The sequence below is a fragment of the Lonsdalea quercina subsp. quercina genome, from assembly GCF_000688695.1.
GTDB classification, from domain to species: domain Bacteria; phylum Pseudomonadota; class Gammaproteobacteria; order Enterobacterales; family Enterobacteriaceae; genus Lonsdalea; species Lonsdalea quercina_D.
On record NZ_JIBQ01000005.1, the window covers coordinates 454,773 to 477,490 of the forward strand.

Annotated in this window: 10 protein-coding genes; all 10 read left to right on the forward strand. The window is 54.7% G+C overall.

The window, feature by feature from the left end; genetic code table 11:
- Positions 1–76: 76 nt before the first annotated feature.
- The 10 genes from SB13_RS07130 (at position 77) to SB13_RS07175 (ending at position 22,709) form a co-directional block, all read left to right on the forward strand.
- Complete coding sequence (locus SB13_RS07130; protein WP_463605548.1) at positions 77–11,119, forward strand: non-ribosomal peptide synthetase; 11,043 nt, start codon at positions 77–79, stop codon at positions 11,117–11,119.
- A 606-nt stretch (positions 11,120–11,725) separates the two neighbouring features.
- Positions 11,726–12,796, forward strand: a complete 1,071-nt coding sequence (gene rfbB, locus SB13_RS07135; protein ID WP_026739690.1) for a dTDP-glucose 4,6-dehydratase — start codon at positions 11,726–11,728, stop codon at positions 12,794–12,796.
- The gene (gene rfbA / locus SB13_RS07140) at positions 12,793–13,656 is read left to right on the forward strand and encodes a glucose-1-phosphate thymidylyltransferase RfbA (RefSeq protein ID WP_026739691.1); all 864 of its coding nucleotides are present in this window, start codon (positions 12,793–12,795) and stop codon (positions 13,654–13,656) included. Before rfbB ends, rfbA begins: the two co-directional genes overlap by 4 nt.
- A gap of 20 nt (positions 13,657–13,676) precedes the next feature.
- On the forward strand, positions 13,677–14,549 hold the full coding sequence (gene rfbD / locus SB13_RS07145) for a dTDP-4-dehydrorhamnose reductase (protein ID WP_026739692.1): 873 nt from the start codon (positions 13,677–13,679) through the stop codon (positions 14,547–14,549).
- A 4-nt stretch (positions 14,550–14,553) separates the two neighbouring features.
- On the forward strand, positions 14,554–15,102 hold the full coding sequence (gene rfbC / locus SB13_RS07150) for a dTDP-4-dehydrorhamnose 3,5-epimerase (protein ID WP_026739693.1): 549 nt from the start codon (positions 14,554–14,556) through the stop codon (positions 15,100–15,102).
- 370 nt (positions 15,103–15,472) lie between these two features.
- Complete coding sequence (locus SB13_RS07155; RefSeq protein ID WP_026739694.1) at positions 15,473–16,879, forward strand: mannose-1-phosphate guanylyltransferase/mannose-6-phosphate isomerase; 1,407 nt, start codon at positions 15,473–15,475, stop codon at positions 16,877–16,879.
- Between the two features lie 22 nt (positions 16,880–16,901).
- Positions 16,902–18,278 (forward strand): phosphomannomutase CpsG, encoded by a 1,377-nt coding sequence (gene cpsG, locus SB13_RS07160; protein WP_026739695.1) that lies wholly within the window; start codon positions 16,902–16,904, stop codon positions 18,276–18,278.
- Positions 18,279–18,281: 3 nt separating this feature from the next.
- Positions 18,282–19,079 (forward strand): ABC transporter permease, encoded by a 798-nt coding sequence (locus tag SB13_RS07165; protein ID WP_026739696.1) that lies wholly within the window; start codon positions 18,282–18,284, stop codon positions 19,077–19,079.
- Positions 19,079–20,371 carry an ABC transporter ATP-binding protein gene (locus tag SB13_RS07170; RefSeq protein WP_026739697.1) on the forward strand — a complete coding sequence of 431 codons (1,293 nt, stop codon included), beginning with the start codon at positions 19,079–19,081 and terminating at the stop codon, positions 20,369–20,371. The genes SB13_RS07165 and SB13_RS07170 overlap by 1 nt, the downstream gene beginning before the upstream one ends.
- Positions 20,372–20,384: 13 nt before the next feature.
- Positions 20,385–22,709: a methyltransferase domain-containing protein gene (locus SB13_RS07175; protein ID WP_051616263.1), complete on the forward strand. Its 2,325-nt coding sequence runs from the start codon at positions 20,385–20,387 to the stop codon at positions 22,707–22,709.
- Positions 22,710–22,718 lie beyond the last annotated feature (9 nt).

The window sequence follows — 22,718 nt, forward strand, 5'->3', positions numbered from 1 at the left end:
AAAAGCCAAGGGACTTAAGCCGAAGGCCGCGGGCAGTCGACAACCGATCCCTCTCGCGCCGCGCGTCGAAGGCGGGATGCCGCTGGCGCCCGTCCAGCGCGGGCTGTGGTTTATGTCGCAAATGGAGTCTCAAGCGCCGGAGCGTTATCTCCTGAGCATGGCCTATCGGTTCAGCGGGCAGGTGAATACGGTGGCGCTGCAGGCGGCGCTGGATCGCATCGTCGCCCGTCATGAAATTCTACGGACGCGGGTGGTTAACGTGGCGGGGACGCCACGTCAGCTCATCGCTTCCGCCGACAGCGGCTTCGCGCTGGAAATCCGGACGTTATCGAATGCCTCGGAACCGCTGCCGGATTTCACGCTGCGGCCCGATCCGGAAGCGGGCCTGCTGCTGGGCGGACAGCTGGTATGTCTGGGCGAAGGGGAGTGCCTGCTGCGCATTGCGCTGCATCACTTGATTGCCGACGGATGGTCGCTCGGGATTTTTCTGCATGAGTTGAACGCCCTTTATACGGCGTTTAGCGAGGGACAGGCCGATCCTTTGCCGCCGCTGCCAATTCAATATGCCGACTATGCGGCGTGGCAGCATGCGCAACTGAGCGGCGAGGCGCTGGAAACGCAGCGCGACTACTGGCGGACGCAACTCCGGGGCGCGCCGACGTGTCTGGCGCTGCCGACCGATCGCCCGCGTCCGCGGATACAGGATTACGACGGCGCCTGCGCGTCAGTGACGCTGGACGCGAAGTTGCTGGGCGAGATGAAAGCGCTGGCGCGGCGCCACGGTTGTACGCTGTTCATGACGCTGTTGGCGGGGTGGGCGGCGTTAATGAGCCGTTTGTCCGCTCAGGACGACATCGTCATCGGCGTACCGACGGCCGGACGTCACCGCAGCGAGGTCGAATCGCTGATCGGCATGTTCGTCAATACGCAGGCGCTGAGAATCGATCTCTCGGATCCGTTGGATACGCCCGCGTTGCTGATGCAGGNGCGGGACACGGCGCTGGCGGCCCAGCGCTACGCCGACATCCCTTTGGAGCAGGNGGTGGAAGCGGTCGCGCCGACCCGTAGCCTGTCTCACAGCCCGCTGTTTCAGGTGATGCTATCGCTGCAAAATACGCCGCAGCAGCCGTTTACCCTGCCCGGCGTCGTGGCCTCGCCGTTGGAGGGCGAAGCCACGATGGCGCAGGTCGATTTGAATCTGACGTTGACGGAAACCGACGGGGGATGCGAAGGGACGCTGTGCTATGCGAAGGCCCTGTTCGATGCGGACACGGTGCGGCGTTATCTGAGCTACTGGCTGCGGATACTGCGCGGCATGGCGCAGCAGCCTGACTGCGCGGTGCAGTCGCTGCCGCTACTGTCTGCTGATGAGCGGCGACAGGTTCTGGACGAGGTTAATGCGACGCAGGTGGACTACCCCCGCGACGCCTGCGTCCACGAATTGGTCGAATATCAGGCCGCCGCGCAACCTGAGGCGCTGGCGGTGGTCTCCGACGAACGGACGCTGAGCTACGGCGAACTTAACCGCATGGCTAACCAATTGGCGCACTGGCTCGTGGCGCACGGAGCCGGCCCGGAGACCCGGGTGGCCGTGGCGCTGCCGCGCGGTCCTGAGCTGATTGCCTCGCTGCTGGCGGTGCTTAAGGCGGGCGCGGCCTATGTGCCCTTGGACCCGGCCCAGCCGTCGGCGCGACTTAACGCGTTACTGCATGACTGCGCGCCTATCGCGGTGATCGCTTCGCAAACAACGCGCGGGACGCTGGGCGAGCTGCCTGACTCGGCCACGTTGCTGGAGTGCGATGATGCAACCGGTCCGTGGACGCGGTGCGCCGAGGCCAATCTGGCCCCGGTTTCGCGTGGGCTGACGGCGAAGCATCCGGCTTATCTCATTTATACCTCCGGCTCGACCGGCCGTCCCAAAGGCGTGACGGTGCCGCACCGGGCCGTCGTGAATTTCCTGCACAGTCAGCGACATCAGCATCAGGCGGCGTCGCATACCCGAGTGCTGGCGGTCACGACCGTCTCCTTTGATATCCACGTTCTGGAAATTTACCTGCCGTTAATCGCGGGCGGTCAACTGCATCTGGCGAGCGACGCCCTGCGCCGGGACGGCGAACGGCTGGGGCATTACCTGAACGCGCAGGCGATCTCGCTGTTTCAGGCCACGCCGGCGACGTGGAAACTGTTGCTGGCCGCCGGTTGGGAAGGCGCGCCCGGCTTGACGGGATTAATAGGCGGTGAGGCTTTTTCGCCGACGTTAGCGGCGGCGTTGATCCCGCGCGTTGACGCGCTGTGGAATATGTATGGTCCAACGGAGACCACGGTTTGGTCGACGACGTGGCGCATCGGATCTGAAGAGGTGTCGATCCCCATCGGTCATCCCATCGCCAATACGCGGGTCTACCTGTTGGACGCGGAAGGACAGCCGGTGCCGACCGGCGTGCCGGGCGAGATTTACATCGGTGGCGATGGCATCAGTCTGGGGTATTTCAACCGTCCTGACCTGACGGCGGAGCGCTTCCTGCCCGACCCCTTTTGCCGCGATACCGATGCCCGTATGTATCAAACCGGCGATCTGGGGCGCAGACGGCCCGACGGCGTGCTGGAATATCTGGGGCGTAACGACTTCCAGGTCAAGATCCGCGGTTTCCGTATCGAACTGGGCGAGATCGAGACGGCGCTGTTGGCCTGCGCGGGCGTGCGCGAGGCGGTGGTGACGGCGCTGAGCGGTGAACATGAGGAAGCCCGACTGGTCGCTTATTACGTGGCGGAAGCGGATGCGGCGCTCACCCGCGAGGGGTTGCGGACGGCGCTGAGCGAGCGTCTTCCTGACTACATGGTGCCTGCTGCCTGGGTCGCGCTGGAGAATGTGCCGTTAACGCCGAACGGCAAGGTAGACCGCAAGGCATTGCCTGCGCCGGATGAATCGGCTTATGCACAGCAGCCCTATGAAGCGCCGCAAGGGGAAACGGAGACGGCGCTGGCGGCGATTTGGCAGTCTCTGCTCGGCGTGCAGAAGGTGAGTCGTCACGACAACTTCTTCGCGCTGGGCGGGCACTCTCTGCTGGCGATGCAGCTCGTTTCCCGGGTGCAGGAAACGCTGCATCGGGCGCTACCGCTGGCGACGTTATTCGCCTATCCGTCGATCAGCGGGTTGGCCGCGTCTCTGGACGCCGCGTCGCAGGAGACGCTGACCGAAATCCTTCCTCTGAAAGACGGCGAAGATGCTCCGCTCTCTTTGGCGCAACGGCGAATTTGGGTGTTAAGCCAGATGGACGCGGCGGCGGGGGACGCCTACGTGCTGGCGGGCGGCCTGAAGCTTGAAGGGCCGCTGAATACGGCGGCGCTGCGCCAGGCGCTGGATCGCGTTTATGCGCGGCATGACGTGTTACGTACGCATATCGAGGTTCGCGACGGCACGCCGGTTCAGGTGATTGAGGCGGAGAACCGCAGTTTTCCGCTCAGCGTGGTCGGGCTAGACGACCCGCGCGATCCACCGAGCTTCCAGCCGACGTTCGATCTGAGGGCTGGGCCGCTGGCGCAGGCTCAACTGGTCACGGTATCGGAAAAAGAGCACTGGCTGAGACTGGCGCTGCACCACATCATCGCCGACGGTTGGTCTATCGGCGTGCTGATGAAGGAGATTGGAACGCTGTATGCCGCGTTTAATCAGCACCAGGACGATCCACTGCCCGCGCTGCCGATCCAGTACGGCGATTATGCCGCCTGGCAGCAACACTATCTGTGCGGCGACCGGATGCAGGCGCAGCAGCACTACTGGACGGAGCAGCTGCGCGGCGCGCCCGAATGTCTGACGCTGCCGACCGATCGTTCCAGGCCGCAGACGCAAGATTATCGAGGCGGCCGCGTGGCGGTGTCGCTGGACGCCGGACTCACACAGTCGCTGAAGGCGCTGAGCCAGCGTGGGAATGCCACGCTGTATATGACGCTGATGGCGGGCTGGGCGGCATTGATGAGTCGGTTGTCCGGTCAGGAGGATGTGGTGATCGGTTCTCCTAACGCTGGCCGTCATCGCCGCGAGGTCGAGCCATTAATCGGCATGTTCGTCAACACGCAGGCGCTGCGCGTTGACCTGTCGGCCCAACCGGATGCCGTGACGCTGTTGGAACAGGTGAAAGCGACCGCACAGGCGGCGCAGACGCACGCCGATATTCCGTTCGAGCAGGTCGTGGAGACGCTGGCTCCGTCCCGAAGCCTGTCTCACAGCCCGATCTTTCAGGTCATGATGACGCTGCAAAATACGCCGGAAGGGGCGCTGACGCTGCCCGGCATGACGGTGACGGAGCTGCAGGACGAGGCGACGGTGTCGCCGTTCGATCTCAGTCTGGTCCTGAGCGAACAGGGCGATGAGCTCAGCGGAGGGCTGTATTTTGCCCGCGCGCTGTTCGATGAAAGCACGGTGCGCCGTTATTTGGGCTATTGGCAGCGGCTGCTCGCCGGCATGGTTTCTTCGCCGACAACGCCTGTGACGGCGTTGCCGCTATTGTCGGAAGAGGAGCGCCGTCAGGTACTGTGCGACTTCAATGCCACGCACGCCGACTATCCAACCGGGTGCAGTCTGCATTCGCTGTTCGAAACGCAGGCGGCCCGTCAACCGGATGCGCAGGCGGTGCTGTGCGGCGGCCTGAGCCTGCGCTATGGCGAATTGAATGCTCAGGCTAATCAGCTGGCGCACTGGCTGAAGGCGCAGGGCGTGAGACCGGGCGATCGGGTGGCTATCGCGCTGGATCGCGGTTGCGATCTGATTGTCGCGCTGCTGGCGGCGTTGAAGTCAGGGGCCGCCTACGTGCCGCTGGACCCGGCGCTGCCGACGAAACGACTGGCCTATATTCTGGAAGACAGCGCGCCGCAGGCGGTGGTGACCAGCCGCGACGTGCGCGAGCGTTTGGGGGCGCTGCCGTCAGCGGTAACCCTGGTCTTGCTGGAGGGGGAGAACCGGCCTTGGGCGCAGTTGTCTCGGGACAATCTTCCGATAGAAGCGCTTGGGCTGACGCCTCATCACCCGGCCTATCTTATCTACACCTCCGGTTCGACCGGCCAGCCGAAGGGCGTCATGGTCGAACATGGGCATATCGTTAATCTGGTGCACTGGCACCAGGAAGCCTTCGCGCTGCGGGCGGAAGACATCTCGTCCTGCGTGGCGGGATTGGGATTCGACGCCGCGGCCTGGGAGATCTGGCCGCCGCTGTCGGTCGGGGCCCGGTTGGTGATGCCGACGCCGGAGATATCACGGGATCCGCAGCAGATGCTGGCATGGTGGGCGGCGCAGCCGCTGGACGTCAGCTTTCTGCCGACGCCCGTCGCTGAGCTGGCGTTTGCCCGGGACATGTCGCCGTCAACGCTGCGGGCGCTGCTGGTCGGCGGCGATAGGCTTAAACGCCGCCCGCCCGCCGGGGCGCGCTTTACCCTGTTCAACAACTACGGCCCGACGGAAAACACCGTCGTAGCGACCTCTGGCGTCATTAGCGCCGATGAGACGGCGCTCCACATCGGTCGTCCTATCGCCAATACCCGCGTTTATATTCTGGACGCTCAGGGTGAACCGGTGCCGCCGGGCGTGTGCGGCGAACTGTTCATCGGCGGCGTGCAGGTTGCTCGCGGGTACGTGAATCGTCCGGATTTGACCGCCGAACGCTTCCTGCCCGATCCATTTGTGCAGGATGCCGAAGCGCGGATGTATCAAACCGGCGATTTGGGGCGTTGGCGGAGCGACGGGACGATCGACTATCTCGGACGCAATGACTTCCAGCTGAAGATCCGCGGTTTTCGCATCGAACTGGGCGAGATCGAGTCCGCGTTGCTGGACTGCGAGGGGATCCGCGAGGCGGTGGTTGACGCCTTGAGTCTGACGGATCAGACGCAAGAAAAACGGCTGGTCGCCTACTACNCCAGCGACGATCCTCAAGGGATCAGCGCTGAAGGTCTGCGTGAACAACTGAGTTCTCGACTGCCCGCGTACATGCTGCCTGTCGCCTGGATGGCGCTGGCGGAGATGCCGCTCACCGCGAACGGCAAGGTCGATCGCAAAGCCTTGCCGCTCCCGGATCATACCGCTTTCTCGCATCAGCCCTATGCCGCGCCGCAGGGCGACATGGAAACGACGCTGGCAGCGATATGGCAGTCGCTTCTGGGCGTGGAAAACGTCAGCCGTTACGACGACTTCTTCGCGCTGGGCGGTCACTCGCTGCTGGCCGTACAGCTGATTTCTCGACTCCGCGAAGCGATGGGGCGGGAGCTCTCTCTGGCGGCGCTGTTTGCGCGTCCTGCGCTGCATGATGTCGCCGCTGTGCTTGGCGCGGCGGCGCAGAGCGATCTGGCGCCGATTCGTCCGCGTGGAAGCGAAAAACCGCGGCCGTTGTCTCTGGCTCAACGGCGCATCTGGTTCCTGACGCAGCGGGATGCCAACGCCAGCGCGGCCTACGTCATCGCCGGCGGGATCAAACTCGCGGGAGCGCTCGACGTGTCGGCGCTACAGCGTGCGCTCGATCGTATCGTTGCCCGCCATGCCGCGTTACGCACTCACATTGAGTGCCGGGACGGCGAACCGGTGCAGGTGGTGGAGCCGGAGGATCGGGGGTTCCCGCTGCAGGTAACGACAGCGAGCGAGCGGCATGACGAGCGCGCGTCTTTTACCCCTGAATTCGATCTGACGGCCGGTCCTTTGGCGCGGGGACAGCTGGTTCAGGTTTCGGCGCAGGAGCATTGGCTGCGTCTGGCGTTGCACCACATCATCGCCGACGGCTGGTCGCTGGGCGTGATGATGAATGAACTGCGCACGCTGTATTCGGCATTGATACAGGGCCAATCCGACCCGTTGCCGGAGATGACGATCCAGTTCGGCGACTACGCCGAGTGGCAACGGGAGCATACGCAGGGCGAAGTCCTGCAGGCTCAGCAAGCGTATTGGGTGGCGCAGTTGCAGGGGATCCCGGCGTGTCTGACGTTGCCGAGCGACCGCCCCCGACCTGCGGTGCAGGATTACCGCGGCGCGAGCCTGGCGGTGGAACTGGATCGCGAGTTGACGCAGTCGCTGAAAGCCTTGAGTCAGCGCTGCGGCGGTACGCTGTTTATGACGCTGTTGGCGGGCTGGTCGGCGCTGCTGAGCCGACTGTCGGGACAAGACGACGTGGTTATTGGCACCCCCGTCGCCGGTCGTCACCGGCGCGAGCTGGAACCGCTGATCGGCATGTTTGTGAATACTCAGGCGCTGCGCGTTGATATGTCCGCCGATCCCGACGCCGTTGCGCTGATCGCGCAGATTCGGGAAACCCAACTGGCGGCTCAGGCGCATGCGGATATTCCCTTCGAACAGGTCGTGGAAGCATTGGCTCCGGCCCGCAGTTTGTCGCATGGACCGGTCTTTCAGGCCATGTTGGCGTGGCAAAATCTCCCCGCGGAATCCGCCGAGTTGCCTGGACTGACGCTCTCGCCGCTGCACCACGAAACGCAGACCGCCCAGTGCGATCTCATTCTGGAGCTGCGCGAGGAGGACGATCGGTTGGTGGGGAATCTGAATTATGCGGTCTCTCTGTTCGACGATGCCACGGTACAGCGCTATTTGCGCTATTGGGTACGGCTGCTGCAAGGCATGGTGTCTGAGCCGAATCGACCGGTGCAGGCGGNGCCGCTGCTCTCTTCTTCCGAGCGGCAGCGTGTGCTGAGTGACTTCAACGAGACCCGGACGGAATACCCGACGCAGAAGAGTCTGCCAGCGCTGTTTGAAGAGAGGGCCCGGCGGCATCCCGATGCGCAGGCTCTGATGTGCGGTGAACAGCGGCTGAGCTATGGCGAGCTGGACGCGAGAGCCAATCAACTGGCCGGACGGCTGGTGGACATGGGCGTACGGCCCGGCAGCCGGGTGGCGATCGCGCTGGCGCGCAGCCGCGAGCTGATCGTGGCGATATTGGCGACGTTGAAGGCAGGCGGCGCCTATGTTCCGCTGGATGGCGGGTATCCGCAGGCGCATCTGCAGTTCATCTTGGCGGATAGTGCGTCCGAGGTGCTGATCACGGATTCAAGCACGGGCAAGACCTTTGACGGGGTGCCGCTTGAGTGTGCGATTCTGAATCTGGATTGTCCGTTATCGTACGAGACAGACAAGAATGAACACGGCCTCGCCGCGCCGGTGCGGTGCGACGCTTCCCAGCTCGCTTATATCATGTATACCTCCGGTTCGACCGGCAAGCCGAAAGGCGTGATGGTTGAACACGGCAATATTGTGAAGCTGGTCATCAACAACGGCTACGCGGAGTTTCGGCAGAGCGACCGCGTGGCTTGCCTTGCCAATCCGGCGTTCGATGCCAGTACGATGGAGATTTGGGGACCCTTGCTCAACGGCGGCTGTATCGTGCTGTTTAGTCAGGATACGGTGCTTGATCCTGTGCGCTTCGCGGACGAACTCCAGCGGCAGCGGGTCGATACCGTCTTTATGACCATCGCTCTGTTCAATCAATATGCCGACACGCTGCAACCGGTGCTTCCCAACCTGCGTTACCTGATGGTCGGCGGCGAATCGCTCGATCTGACGTTTGTGCGCCGGGTGCTGCGCGTCGGGCCGCCGCAGAACTTCCTGCATATGTATGGGCCGACGGAAACGACGACGTATGCCACCGCTTTCCGCATGAACGACGCGGACCCCGGAACGGGAAGTATGCCGATTGGCCGGCCGATCGCCAACACCACGCTCTACATCCTCGATCGCTATCGCCAACCCGTGCCTGTCGGCGTGAGCGGCGAGCTGTATATCGGCGGGGCCGGTGTCGCGCGCGGCTACCTGAATCTGGACGAGCAGACGACCGAGCGTTTCCTGCCCGATCCTTTCTCGAACGAACCGGGTGCGCGGATGTACAAGACCGGCGATCTGGGGCGCTGGCTGTCCGATGGCAATATCGAGTTCATGGGACGCAATGACTTTCAGGTGAAGATTCGCGGTTTTCGCATCGAACCTGAGGAGATTGCGGCAGCGTTGCAGACGCTGGACGAGGTGTCGCAGGCCGTGGTGATAGTCCGGACGACGGCCACTCAGGAAAAACAGCTGGTGGCCTATTTCACCGCATCCGAGCCGGATGTCGACATCGCATCGCTGCAGTCGGGGATCGGCGCGCGTCTGCCTGCCTACATGGTGCCCTCCGCTTATGTGCAATTGGAGAAGATGCCTCTGACGCCTAATGGCAAAGTGAACCGCGCGGCGCTGCCTGAGCCGGACGACAGCGCGCGAGTGCGATGCGATTATGAGGCGCCCCAAGGGCGCATCGAACGCACGCTGGCGGAGATCTGGCAGCGTTTGCTGGGCGTGGAGCAGGTCAGCCGTCATGACGACTTTTTTGCGTTGGGCGGCCATTCGCTGCTGGCTCTGCGGCTTGTGAATGAAGCGCGGCAGCAAGGCGTGCAACTGACGCTGTCTTCGCTGTTTTCTGCGCCGCAATTGCAGGCGCTGGCGGCGGAGATCCAGACCCAAAGCCCGCAGGTTGGACGTGGATCGGATCAGGCCATCGTATTTCGCGCTACGGGAGCACAGCGTCCGCTGTTTATCGTACCCGAAGCCAGCGGCGAACTGTTTTATGGGCCATTGCTGACCCGTTGCATCAACGACGACATTCCGGTCTACGGGCTGCCAGGACCGGATTGCCACCAGCCGCCTTTCGCGACGCTGGAGGCCGCCGCGGCGCGTTATGTCCGGATCATCCGCGCGGCACAGCCTGAAGGACCGTATCGGCTGATTGGTTGGTCGTTTGGCGGGACGATGGTTTATGAAATCGCAGCGCAGCTGCTGGGACAAGATCAACAGGTCGAATTCCTGGGCATGCTGGACACGCGGCTGCCGGACTCGCCGGAGGGATTCACTGTCCCGCTGGATGAGCTGTTGGCGATGACCGACGAGGAGGAGATGATGGCGTTTCTGGTCCGCGGCGATTTAGAAGCTATGGCCAACGGGGCGGTGGAGTTACAACCGGACGCGATTGCGCGGGCGCGGCGAGGACGGCTGGAAGATCACTATGACATCGGGCGCGAAACGGGCATTTTCCCGGAGGAGTGGTCGCCATCATATTACCGTGGCTGGCTGCGCCACCGGTTGGCCTTGCTGCGAGTGCAGTATCGGGTGCCGACGCTACCGCTGAAGCTGGATCTCTTTATCGCTCAGGATGAGCCGTCTGAGGGAGGGCGCTATCTCGGCTGGGAGCGCGTGCTACCGACGTCGTCCATTCGTCGTATTCCGGTGCCCGGCGACCATCGGCGCTTAGTCTCGGAGCCTTATGTGCAGGAGGTCGGTGAGGCGATTAGCGAGGCGTTGCGGACGGGGCGCTCAGAAAGGGAAAGCAGCGATGATCCTGTGGTGGCGCTGCAGGCTGGGAGCGGGGCAGGACCGACTCTGCTCTGCATTCCGGGCGCGGGCGATAACGTGTTCGCGTTCAAAGCGTTGGTGCAGAGCTTACCCGACGACTGGACAGTTCTGGGGCTGCAACCGCGTGGGTTATGGGGCAGTGAAGTGCCTCATACGAGCGTGGAGGCCGCCGCGGCGTGCTATCAGCAGGCGCTGAGCCGCTACTCTCTGACGGAAAACGTGCATCTGCTGGGGCACTCGTTTGGTGGTTGGGTCGCACTGGAGCTGGCGGCCAGGCTGGAAACGGCCGGGATCGTGCCGGCATCGCTGCTGCTGGTCGATTCCGATGCGCCCGAGCCCCAAACTCGGGAGTATACGGATATCCAGGCGTTGATGTCGTTGGCTGAGCTTTTCGAAATGAGAGGATGTTCTCTGGAACTCACGGAAGAGCGCCTTGCCAGTCTGTCTCTGACTCGTCGGTTGGAGGTCATGCTGGAGCGTCTGATCGCTCAGGGGGTATTGCCGAAACAGACCAAGGTGTCGGCGTTGGCGGGGATATATCGAGTTTTCTCAACTAATATCCGTACCGCTTACCGGCCGACGGCTTTGCCCTCGACGGCGCCGGTTCTGGTGATGGCGAAAGAAGCGTCACCTAAGCTGCTATCCGATTGGCAGGCGGTGGTGCCGACGTTGCGCGGTGTCTATGGCGAAGGGAACCATATCGAACTGCTGACGTCACCCTGCGTCCAGACTTTAAGCGAGTTATTACGCCGATAGTCCTTATACGGTGACCGGCCCGCCTGAAGGGAGTATCCCTTGGGCGGGCCTTTTCCTGTTCACGCCTTCCTCTGTTGTGCTTTTTTGGGGACGTCTGCCAGCCTTTTACCAGGCCCGAAATTCACCATTGTCAACCAGACGAACCCACGGTTTCCTCGCGTAATTGTCTTTTCAGCGCCCCTTTATCCCTATCCACTATGCTGTATTGTGTCCCATCCATGCCGGAAGCGTGCAAAGGGCGGAGACGCGTTAAGTTTCCTTTCGTGTGCAATTACAGAGAATGCTTATTTATTGCCTTTGCAATTCATTGTTAGAGTCGATTCTTGCCAACAGAAGAGTGAATGTGAAGGAGATAAAAATTTGACTGTTTTTGGCGGTCTTCCTGCAGGAGTCACTACACCTTGGGTATTAGGGCATGTAGAATGCGACCACTCTCTGACTCGCCTGACGGCGCGAAAAAGAGTCCCAGGAAGAAAACAGTCTAGCGGCAAGTGATGTCTTTTAGGAGAAAGCCTAAGGGCGGTAGCGTGCCTAAAATTCAGGGATCGTCGGCTTCATAGCCTTGCAATCGCTAAGGCTAGTCATTTCTTTTTGGGATTTCTTACTATGAAAATATTGGTTACAGGCGGTGCAGGCTTTATCGGTTCTGCCGTCGTTCGCCACATCATCAGCAACACCTCGGATGCCGTGGTTAATGTGGATAAGCTGACCTACGCTGGGAATCTGGAATCGTTAACAGACGTTGAAGACCACGAGCGTTATGCCTTTGTTCAAGCGGATATCTGCGATCGCGCCGCGCTGGACGATATTTTCCAGAGCCACCGCCCTGATGCGGTTATGCACCTGGCGGCGGAATCGCACGTTGACCGCTCCATCGACGGTCCGGCAGCGTTTATCGAGACGAATATTGTAGGGACGTACACGCTGCTTGAGGCTGCTCGCGCTTACTGGCTGTCGCTCAACGAGGCGGAAAAAACACGTTTCCGTTTCCACCATATCTCTACCGATGAGGTCTATGGCGATCTGGAAGGCGTGGATGATCTGTTTACCGAAACGACATCCTATGCGCCCAGCAGCCCCTATTCCGCCTCGAAAGCCTCCAGCGATCATCTGGTGCGTGCCTGGCAGCGGACCTACGGTCTACCCACGATCGTCACCAACTGTTCCAACAACTATGGCCCCTACCATTTCCCAGAGAAACTGATCCCTCTGATGATTCTTAACGCGTTGGAGGGTAAACCGCTTCCGGTCTATGGCAACGGCATGCAGATCCGCGACTGGCTGTTCGTCGAAGATCACGCCCGTGCGCTCTATACCGTGGTGACCACCGGCGAAGTGGGTGAGACTTACAACATCGGCGGCCATAACGAGAAAGCCAATATCGACGTCGTGAAGACCATCTGCGCCTTGTTGGAAGAGCGGGTGCCGAAAAAGCCCAATGGGGTCAACCAGTATCAGGACCTGATCACCTATGTGAAAGATCGTCCTGGTCATGACGTTCGCTACGCCATCGACGCCAGTAAAATCGCCCGCGAGCTGGGCTGGAAACCGCAGGAAACATTCGATTCCGGGATTCGTAAGACCGTGGAGTGGTATTTGACTCACCGGGAATGGTGGAGCCGCGTTCAGGATGGCTCCTATGCGCGTGAGCGCCTGGGTATGGGAGAGACATCATGAAAGGCATTATTCTGGCCGGCGGATCCGGCACGCGTCTGTACCCCCTGACGCGCGGCGTGTCAAAGCAACTGCTACCGGTTTATAACAAGCCGATGATTTATTACCCGCTTTCCACGCTAATGCTGGCTGGCATCCGGGACATCCTGATTATCACGACGCCGGAAGATAACGAGGCCTTCCGCCGTTTGTTGGGCGATGGCTCCAATTTCGGCATCAATATCGTCTATGCGGAACAGCCTAGTCCTGACGGCCTGGCGCAGGCGTTCATCATCGGTGAATCCTTTATCGGGAGTGATCGCTGCGCCTTGGTGCTGGGCGACAATATCTTCTATGGTCAGTCTTTCAGCCGCATGTTGGCGAATGCCGCCGCCAAAGAGCACGGTGCGACCGTGTTCGGCTATCAGGTGAAAGACCCCGAGCGCTTCGGCGTGGTGGAGTTTGACGAGAAGATGAAAGCCGTCTCCATCGAAGAAAAACCGACCAAGCCTAAATCCAACTATGCCATTACCGGGCTCTACTTCTACGACAACCGCGTGGTGGAGTTCGCCAAACAGGTTAAGCCGTCCCATCGCGGCGAGCTGGAAATTACCTCTATCAACCAGATGTATCTTGAGGATGATTCGCTGAATGTCGAGCTGTTCGGGCGCGGCTTCGCCTGGCTGGATACGGGGACGCATGAGAGTTTGCACGACGCTTCTTCTTTTGTGCAGACCATCGAAAATGTGCAGGGCCTGCAGGTCGCCTGTCTGGAAGAGATCGCCTGGCGTAACGGTTGGCTTTCCAATCAACAGCTGGCGACGTTGGCGGACCCGATGATGAAAAATCAGTATGGTCGCTACCTCATGAACCTACTTAACTGACCGGATATTCAGGAGCCAGAATGAAAATTTTGATTACCGGCAGTCGGGGACAGGTAGGCCATAGCCTGGTCGCTCAGCTGGAGGGGAAGGCTGAGCTGCTGGCCGTCGACCGCGATGAATTGGACATCACTGACCATTACGCCGTAATGCGCAAAGTGGAACAGTTTCAACCGGACTATATTATTAACGCCGCAGCACATACGGCGGTAGATAAGGCCGAAGATGAAATCGCGCCGTCCTACACCATCAACCGCGACGGTCCGGCTTACCTGGCCGAGGCTGCGAAACGGGTCGGCGCCGTCATGCTACATATCTCCACCGACTATGTTTTCGATGGTGAAAGCGACCAGATTTACAGCGAAGAGATGCCCGTGGGTCCGCAAGGGATCTATGGCAAAAGCAAGCTCGCCGGTGAGTATGCGGTTGCAGAATCGGCCGACCGCTATTTGATCCTGCGTACCGCTTGGGTGTTCGGCGAACATGGCAATAATTTCGTCAAGACGATGCTGCGTTTGGGCGAAACACGCGATGCGCTCAGCATCGTCGGCGATCAAGTGGGTGGTCCCACCTACGCTGGCGATATTGCCGCGGCGTTGATCCGCATGGTGGAATTTATCGAAGCCGGCAACACGCCTGAGTGGGGCGTATATCATTTCTCCGGCATGCCGTATGTCAGCTGGTTCGAGTTTGCGCAGGCTATTTTCGAGCAGGCGGGCAAGGCGGAATTACTGGCGTCTCTGCCGACATTAACCTCTATTTCGACCTCCGAATATCCTACCCGCGCCAAAAGACCGGCCAACTCTCGACTCAATTGTCAGAAGATCCAACGACAGTTTGGTATCGCTCCCAGCGACTGGCAATCCGCCCTCAACAACATTCAAGCGTATAAGTGATCTTATGAAAATAATCGATACGGCTATACCTGATGTGAAAATTATTGAGCCCGCGGTATTCGGTGACGAGCGCGGATTCTTCATGGAAACGTGGCAGCAGAAAAAATTCGAAGAGCTGGTCGCCAAGCGGCCTTGCTCATTTGTGCAGGACAACCATTCCAAATCGCGTCAGGGCATCCTGCGCGGATTGCATTACCAGACGGAAAACACTCAGGGTAAGCTGGTTCGCGTGGTATCAGGGGAAGTCTTTGACGTTGCGGTCGATATTCGTAAAGGTTCGCCCACGTTCGGCCAGTGGGTCGGCACTTTCCTTTCCGCCGAAAACAAACGCCAGCTCTGGGTTCCGGAAGGGTTCGCTCACGGGTTTTATGTGACCAGCGATGAAGCGGAATTCGTCTATAAATGCACCGATTACTACAATCCTGCCGCTGAACACTCCATTTTGTGGAACGACAGCGCTATCGGCATCGAATGGCCAATCCAGAATGGCAAAGTCGTGCTGTCGGCAAAAGATGAACAGGCTAAGACGCTCCAGGAAAACGTTCTGTTGTGATTTTTATATGAAGGTTGTTTCTATATTGCTGTTTTAATGTGAAATATTTGCCTAGATATAGCATCGACAAGCCTTAATCTCTCTTCAGATTGCGCTGTTCGCGCTCTGTATTGAGAGGTTAAGCTAAAAACGTGTATTTATTGATAAAACAGGGTTCAATAATGTCTTTCGACGTTGTCGGTCTTGGGTAGTAGTGACTATGCTTGTTGGTGCGATCTTTCTATCTTGAGCAGGAAGTTGACTCAATGCACAGAGCAAAGAGTTGGAATTTGCGCAGAGACAGGTTAGTCAGAATGGAAAGCTTGTTTAATTGTTTTCTGTATAAAATTATATAAATTATTCAAAGATATATAAAAGGTTACAACGCAAAATGCTACTTCCAGTGATTATGGCCGGTGGAACCGGAAGCCGTTTATGGCCACTTTCTCGTGAACTTTATCCCAAACAATTCATTTGCCTGCATGGTAAAAACTCCATGCTGCAGGAGACGGTAAATCGTCTCGATGGCATCCAGACACGCGACCCGATGGTTATCTGTAACGAAGAACACCGATTCTTGGTTGCCGAGCAGTTGCGACAAGTCAACAAGCTCTCTAGTAACATTATCCTTGAACCCGTGGGTCGTAATACGGCACCCGCGATCGCATTGGCTGCGCTGAATGCGGTGTCTGCGGGCGACAACCCCATCCTGCTTGTTCTCGCCGCTGACCACATCATGGAAAATGAAGCTGCCTTTCATAAAGCGGTTGAAAATGCGATTCCTCACGCCAAGGCAGGAAGTCTGGTCACCTTCGGCATCATTCCTACTGGTCCCGAAACGGGCTATGGCTATATCCACCGTGGCGAACAGCTTTCGGGCGCGGAAAACGCGCCTTACCGCGTGCAGCGTTTCGTGGAGAAACCCGATCTTGAAACTGCAGAAGCCTATTTGCGCTGCGGTGAATACTACTGGAATAGCGGTATGTTCATGTTTCATGCCAAGCGCTATTTACAGGAACTGGAGAAGTTCCGGCCCGACATTCTGGAAGCCTGCCAGTCAGCGATTTCGAGCGTAGATAAACAAAGCGACTTCATCAAAATCGACAAAGACTGCTTCATGAACTGTCCCGACGAGTCCGTGGACTATGCGGTTATGGAGAAGACGGATGATGCCGTGGTTATCCCGTTAGACGCGGGCTGGAGCGATGTTGGTTCCTGGTCCGCTCTGTGGGAAGTCAATGAAAAAGACGAGCAGGGCAATTCCCTTCAAGGGGATACCTTTCTGCATAACACCCAGGATTGCTACATCAATACCGACGACCAACTGGTGGCGGCTATCGGCGTGGACAACCTGGTCATTGTCAATACGAAAGATGCCGTATTGGTTGCCAACAAAAACGAAGTGCAGGACGTCAAACGCGTAGTTGAATTCCTGAAGGCGAACAGCCGCAGCGAATATCGCCGTCACCGCGAAACTTATTGGCCTTGGGGACGTTGCGATCTGGTTGTGCAAAGCGATCGGTTCAATGTTAACCGTATCACCGTGAAGCCCGGCGAATCCTTCCCGTTGCAAATGCACTATCACCGTACGGAACATTGGGTCATCCTTTCAGGGACAGCGAAGGTCACTATTCAGGATAAGACGCTGCTTTTAACGGAAAACCAGTCGACCTTTATTCCTATTGGTTCACGACATACGCTTGAAAACCCAGGTAAAATTCCGCTGGAACTCCTTGAGATCCAATCCGGTTCATACTTGGGCGACGACGACTTTATTGATGTAGCCAATAACCAGTAACTGAAACATTTAGAAGGGATTTATGTCAGCATTAACATGTTTCAAAGCCTACGATATTCGCGGTGAATTAGGCCCTGAGCTGAATGAAGATATCGCGTATCGTATCGGCAGAGCCTATGGCGAGTTTTTAAAACCGAAAACCATTGCCGTGGGCGGCGATGTCCGTCTAACCAGTGAAACGCTGAAGCAGGCGCTGGCGCGAGGCTTGCGGGATGCGGGTACGGACGTACTGGATATTGGTATGAGCGGTACTGAAGAGATCTACTTTGCTACTTTTCATTTAGGTATTGATGGCGGTATTGAAGTCACTGCTAGCCATAACCCGATGAACTATAACGGTATGAAGCTGGTGCGTGAAAACGCGAAGCCGATTAGCGGCGATACCGGCCTGCGTGATGTTCAACGATTGGCGGAAGAGAATAACTTTGGACCGGTCGATGAATCTAAACGCGGTAGCTACAAGCAGATCTCGATTTTGAAAGAGTATGTCGATCACCTGATGGGGTATGTGAACCTGTCCAACTTTAAGCGCCCGATGAAACTGGTGATCAACTCAGGCAATGGGGCTGCGGGCCATGTGATTGATGAGATTGAAAAGCGCTTCCAGCAGGCGGGCGCGCCGGTCGAATTCATCAAGGTTCATCATGAGGCCGACGGTTCATTCCCCAATGGCATCCCTAACCCGTTGCTGCCCGAGTGTCGTAAAGATACGGCTGATGCCGTGCGTGAATATGGCGCAGACATGGGTATCGCCTTTGACGGCGACTTCGATCGTTGCTTCCTGTTTGATGAGCATGCCGAGTTTATCGAAGGGTATTACATCGTTGGCCTTCTGGCTGAAGCTTTCTTGCAGAAGCAGCCGGGTGCTAAGATCATTCATGACCCGCGGTTAACCTGGAACACCATTGATGTGGTAAACAACGCCGGGGGCGTCCCTGTGATGTCTAAGACCGGGCATGCCTTCATTAAAGAACGTATGCGAAAAGAAGATGCTATTTACGGCGGAGAAATGAGTGCCCATCACTATTTCCGTGATTTCGCTTACTGCGATAGCGGCATGATCCCGTGGCTGCTGGTGGCTGAGCTGGTGGCGGTCAAAGGTAAAACGTTGAGTCAACAGGTTGGCGATCGCTTACTGGCATATCCGGCTTCGGGGGAAATCAATCGTAAATTAGAAAATGCTAAACAGAAGATTGAAAAAATCCGTGCCATTTATGAACCTGATGCTGAAAATATCGATCTCACCGACGGTATCAGTATCGAATACCCTGAATGGCGTTTTAACCTACGAACTTCAAATACAGAACCTGTCGTGCGTTTGAACGTTGAATCTAAGCAGGACTCTTCTGTGATGCACCGAAAGACACATGAAATTCTCGATATTTTGGGTGGTGAATAATTCATGTTACGCGGTCTTTTAAATGCCATATCTCGTTATCGTGGCTTTATTCTTGATAGTATCAAACGGGACTTTCAGTCCCGTTATCAAAGCAGTTTTCTTGGGGCGCTATGGCTAATTTTTCAGCCAATAGCGATGATTGCTGTTTATACCCTAATATTTTCTGAGCTGATGCGTGCGCGCATGTCTGATATGTCGGGACCCTATGCATATAGTATTTATCTCTGCTCAGGAGTATTGACATGGGGGCTGTTCTCAGAAACCTTAAATGGACTAGTCAACGTTTTTATTGCCAATGCAAATATACTGAAAAAGCTGAGTTTTCCTAGGATATGCCTGCCTATCATTGTTGCTAGTTCTGCTTTTATTAACTTCTTAATTATATTTTCATTGTTTTTAGTATTCTTGATTTTCTCGGGAAATTTCCCTGGATGGATATTTTTAAGTATTATCCCTCTGCTGGTTATACAAATGTTATTCTCCGTAGGTTTAGGTGTGCTGCTGGGAGTCATGAATGTATTTGTCCGCGATATTGGTCAGTTTGTCAGTATATTACTGCAATTCTGGTTTTGGTTTACACCAATAGTGTATGTCAGTTCAACCATTCCAGAATGGGCTCGTGATGCACTGAAATACAATCCGATGGCCAATTTGATCGAGGGCTACCAGAGTGTGATGCTTTACCACCGTGCGCCTGATTGGCACTCTCTATGGCCCGTAACCTTGATTGCTGTAGTCTTATTTGTACTTGGGTGGAAGATGTTTAAAAAACACTCAGCTGATATTGTGGATGAATTGTAATGGCATGTATTTCAGTTAACCAGCTTGGGAAGTGTTATAAATATTACTCCTCCAAGTGGCTTCGTTTACTTGAAAAGCTTCTTCCGGATTCCTCGATAAAACATACGAAAAAATGGGTATTAAAAGACATCAACTTCACTATCAATGAGGGTGAGTCAGTTGGTATTGTTGGCGTCAATGGTGCGGGGAAAAGTACTCTATTAAAGTTATTAACGGGTACAACCAAACCCACAGAAGGTGAAATAAAAGTTCAAGGACGTATCGCTGCGCTTCTTGAATTAGGAATGGGGTTTCATCCAGATTTTACTGGCCGCCAAAATGTTTATATGGCGGGTTTAATGATGGGGTCAAGCCGGGAAGAAATAACAAGATTAATGCCTGATATCGAAAAATTTGCTGATATCGGTGATTATATTGAACAGCCCGTGCGTATTTACTCCAGTGGTATGCAAATGCGGTTAGCATTCGCTGTTGCCACTGCATGGCGTCCTGACATATTAATCGTCGATGAAGCGCTTTCTGTAGGAGATACGCGTTTTCAGGCTAAATGTTATGCGAGAATCGCCGAGTTCAAAAAGCAAGGAACCACTTTATTACTGGTTTCTCATAGTGCGGGCGACATAGTAAAACATTGTGACAGAGCCATTTTTCTTAAAAATGGTTCTGTGGAGATGGACGGGACGGCTCGGGATGTGACGAATCGGTATCTCGATGAACTTTTCGGCAAATCTGACAAAGCATTTTCTGCGGAAGCACAAGATAAACAAACCTCAGCGGGTAGTGATTTACTATTAAGCAATAGTGAAGATGTGTTTTGTACCCACCCGGGATATCGTCCGGAAGAATATCGTTGGGGACAAGGTGGGGCAAAAATAATTGACTATGATATTTTGGTCGACGGAACACATTATCCTAGTAGTATTGAAAGTAATAAGCTTACTGATTTTTTCTTTAAGGTGAAATTTGAAAACGACTTCGAAAATGTCGTTCCTGGAATATTAATTAAAACGTTAGATGGCATATTTCTGTATGGGACAAACTCATTCTTGGCAACTGAAGGACGAAGTGATCTGACTGTTCACCGAGGAGATATGCACATTTTCAAATTTAGCTTCCCGCTCAATTTAAATCAGGGAGATTACTTGCTCTCTTTTGGTATTTCTTCAGGAAGCGCTCAATCAGAAATGATTCCTCTGGATCGCCGATATGACTCTATAATTCTTCATATACATAAAGGTATGGAGTTTTGGGGTATTGTCGATTTGAAATCTAAATTTGAAAGTTATAATTAAAGGTATTATGAGTATGACTTTGCAAGATCTTGTGTCGGCATTGCCAGAGGTTTATCAACCGATTTATGGTCATGCTGAATGGAACCAGGAAGCGTCGCGCGATTGCAATGAGCGTTTGATTATTATTAATAAGCAGTATGATGCTTTAGCGAAGACACTTGATCGCCCTTTGCGTGTATTAGATCTTGGCTGCGCTCAAGGCTTTTTTAGTCTTAATTTGGCAAGTCGTGGTGCTATTGTAACTGGCATTGACTTTTTACAGGAAAATATTGATGTATGCCAAGCATTAGCGCAAGAAAATTCAAATTTGAAGGTGAATTTTACTATTGGCAGAATTGAAGACACGATCCAGAAGCTAAATCCAGATGAGTACGATTTTGTTATTGGATTGAGTGTCTTCCACCATATCGTTTATCAACATGGTATTCCTCAAGTTAAAGAGTGGCTGTTTAAGCTGGCCGCTAGTGTTAAATTAATGGTTCTTGAGCTTGCAGTAAAGGAAGAGCCTTTATACTGGGGTGAAGCTCAACCGAATGATCCCAGGGAACTCATAGAACAGTGTCACTTCTATCATCAGGTCGCTAGTTTTCCTACTCATCTATCCGATATATCTCGGCCAATGTATTTTGTTAGCAATAGTTATGTTGCATTGGACGATTTCTGCCAACCTTTTTTACAATGGTACGACAACCCCTATTCAGCTGACCGCAATATACATAAAGGTAGCCGTCGTTATTATTTTTCAGATGAGTATGTATGTAAAATATTTCAACATAATTCTGTAAATGGCCAACTAACACCGGTTGAAGGTAAGCGTAATGCTTCCGAGTTAAAATCTGAAGCTGAATTCTTAAGTCGTTCTTCATTGCCTAATATGACCACGCCAAAATTATTTCTCAGTGATGAAAATGAAGCGGAAAGTTGGTTGGTCATGGAGAGACTCCCTGGCAATTTATTAATGGAGCGTTTAAAAGAGAAAGAAGCTATCGATTATGAGTCTCTTTTTAGCCAAATATTAAAGCAGTTGGTTGAATTAGAGAATATAGGTTTGTATCATGATGATGTGAGAAGTTGGAATATCATGCTTTCAGATGACCAACAGGTCCATTTGATTGATTATGGCTCCATATCAAGTGAAAAAAAAGATTGTGCATGGCCAGGTAATATATTTCAGTCGTTTTTTATCTTAGTGAATGAAATATTTTTGCCTGAACAAGCTCACACTGTGTTTATCCGTCCTGTAATGATTAGCCCGTTTAAGCTTCCAAGATTGTATGCTAATTGGCTTTATGCATTTTGGACGATGCCCCAGTCTGAGTGGAGTTTTGGCCTGCTCAATGATCTGTTTCATGATAAAAAAAACCTATCAGACTTTGATGAATTGGCTTCTGGCTCTGATAGCTGGATTACTGCTCAAGAACAAATGATGGTATTTGAGCAAGAAAAACTGAAGGAGGTTGAGTCTAAACTTAATAACCTAATCAATGCAGTAACGCACCTGGATCATAGGTTCAGTACTGCACTTGAACACAGTAATCAGCAGTTGGACGTTTATCGTGATGAGTTAAAGAATAAACTTGTTCTATTAAAGCAAAGTGTGCCAGAACAAATTACGAGTTTAAACGAGCAATTAATATCCTCGTTGGAGCAGGCAAAAGAAGAGTTAGAGCAACGATTACATCTGACTGAGAAAACGGTTGATAACCTCACCTCGGAAAATGCCGAATTACAGCAAATAGAGATCCGTATTAATAATTTAACCTCAAAAAATTTAGAGTTACAGCAGTGTGAGTTACGTCGAATTGAGGAAGAGGTCCAAAGGTTGACATCAGAAAATATTGAGCTTCAGCGGTGCGAATTGCAAAGAATTGAGCAGCAATTAGAAAAGATGGCAGCTGAAAATGCTTTACTGCGAGAAGCAGAGATAAAAATAAATAAGTTGACAGAAGAGAATACTGTCTTGCAACAGCAAACTCAGGCTATACTTTCTAGCCGATCTTGGCGCATGACAGCAGGTTATCGTTATATTGGATTACAGATCCATCTGCTAAGAAAATTTGGCGCGATTCAACGCAGCAAGCATTTGGTTAAAAGAGTGTTAAATAAAGCATTTTCATTTCTTCGATCGCATCCCAGAATGAAAATATTTGTTATTAATCTTATGCATAAGACTGGTCAGTACCCCAATGCGTTGAAAGTTTACCAACGACTAAACCCAGCACATAGAGCATGCCAACAAGATATTATACAGCAGCATTCACATTTGGAACGTCAACTGGAAGTTCGAGACGATCTCCCTCCTGAAGTGAATGAGATCTACCAAAAAATAAAAAAATAAATTTTGATG

Bases quoted from the DNA above. Each gene is read 5' to 3' on its own strand.
- rfbB (WP_026739690.1), top strand. From the start codon at position 11,726: ATGAAAATATTGGTTACAGGCGGTGCAGGCTTTATCGGTTCTGCCGTC.
- rfbA (WP_026739691.1), top strand. From the start codon at position 12,793: ATGAAAGGCATTATTCTGGCCGGCGGATCCGGCACGCGTCTGTACCCC.
- rfbD (WP_026739692.1), top strand. From the start codon at position 13,677: ATGAAAATTTTGATTACCGGCAGTCGGGGACAGGTAGGCCATAGCCTG.
- rfbC (WP_026739693.1), top strand. From the start codon at position 14,554: ATGAAAATAATCGATACGGCTATACCTGATGTGAAAATTATTGAGCCC.
- SB13_RS07155 (WP_026739694.1), top strand. From the start codon at position 15,473: ATGCTACTTCCAGTGATTATGGCCGGTGGAACCGGAAGCCGTTTATGG.
- cpsG (WP_026739695.1), top strand. From the start codon at position 16,902: ATGTCAGCATTAACATGTTTCAAAGCCTACGATATTCGCGGTGAATTA.
- SB13_RS07165 (WP_026739696.1), top strand. From the start codon at position 18,282: ATGTTACGCGGTCTTTTAAATGCCATATCTCGTTATCGTGGCTTTATT.
- SB13_RS07170 (WP_026739697.1), top strand. From the start codon at position 19,079: ATGGCATGTATTTCAGTTAACCAGCTTGGGAAGTGTTATAAATATTAC.
- SB13_RS07175 (WP_051616263.1), top strand. From the start codon at position 20,385: ATGACTTTGCAAGATCTTGTGTCGGCATTGCCAGAGGTTTATCAACCG.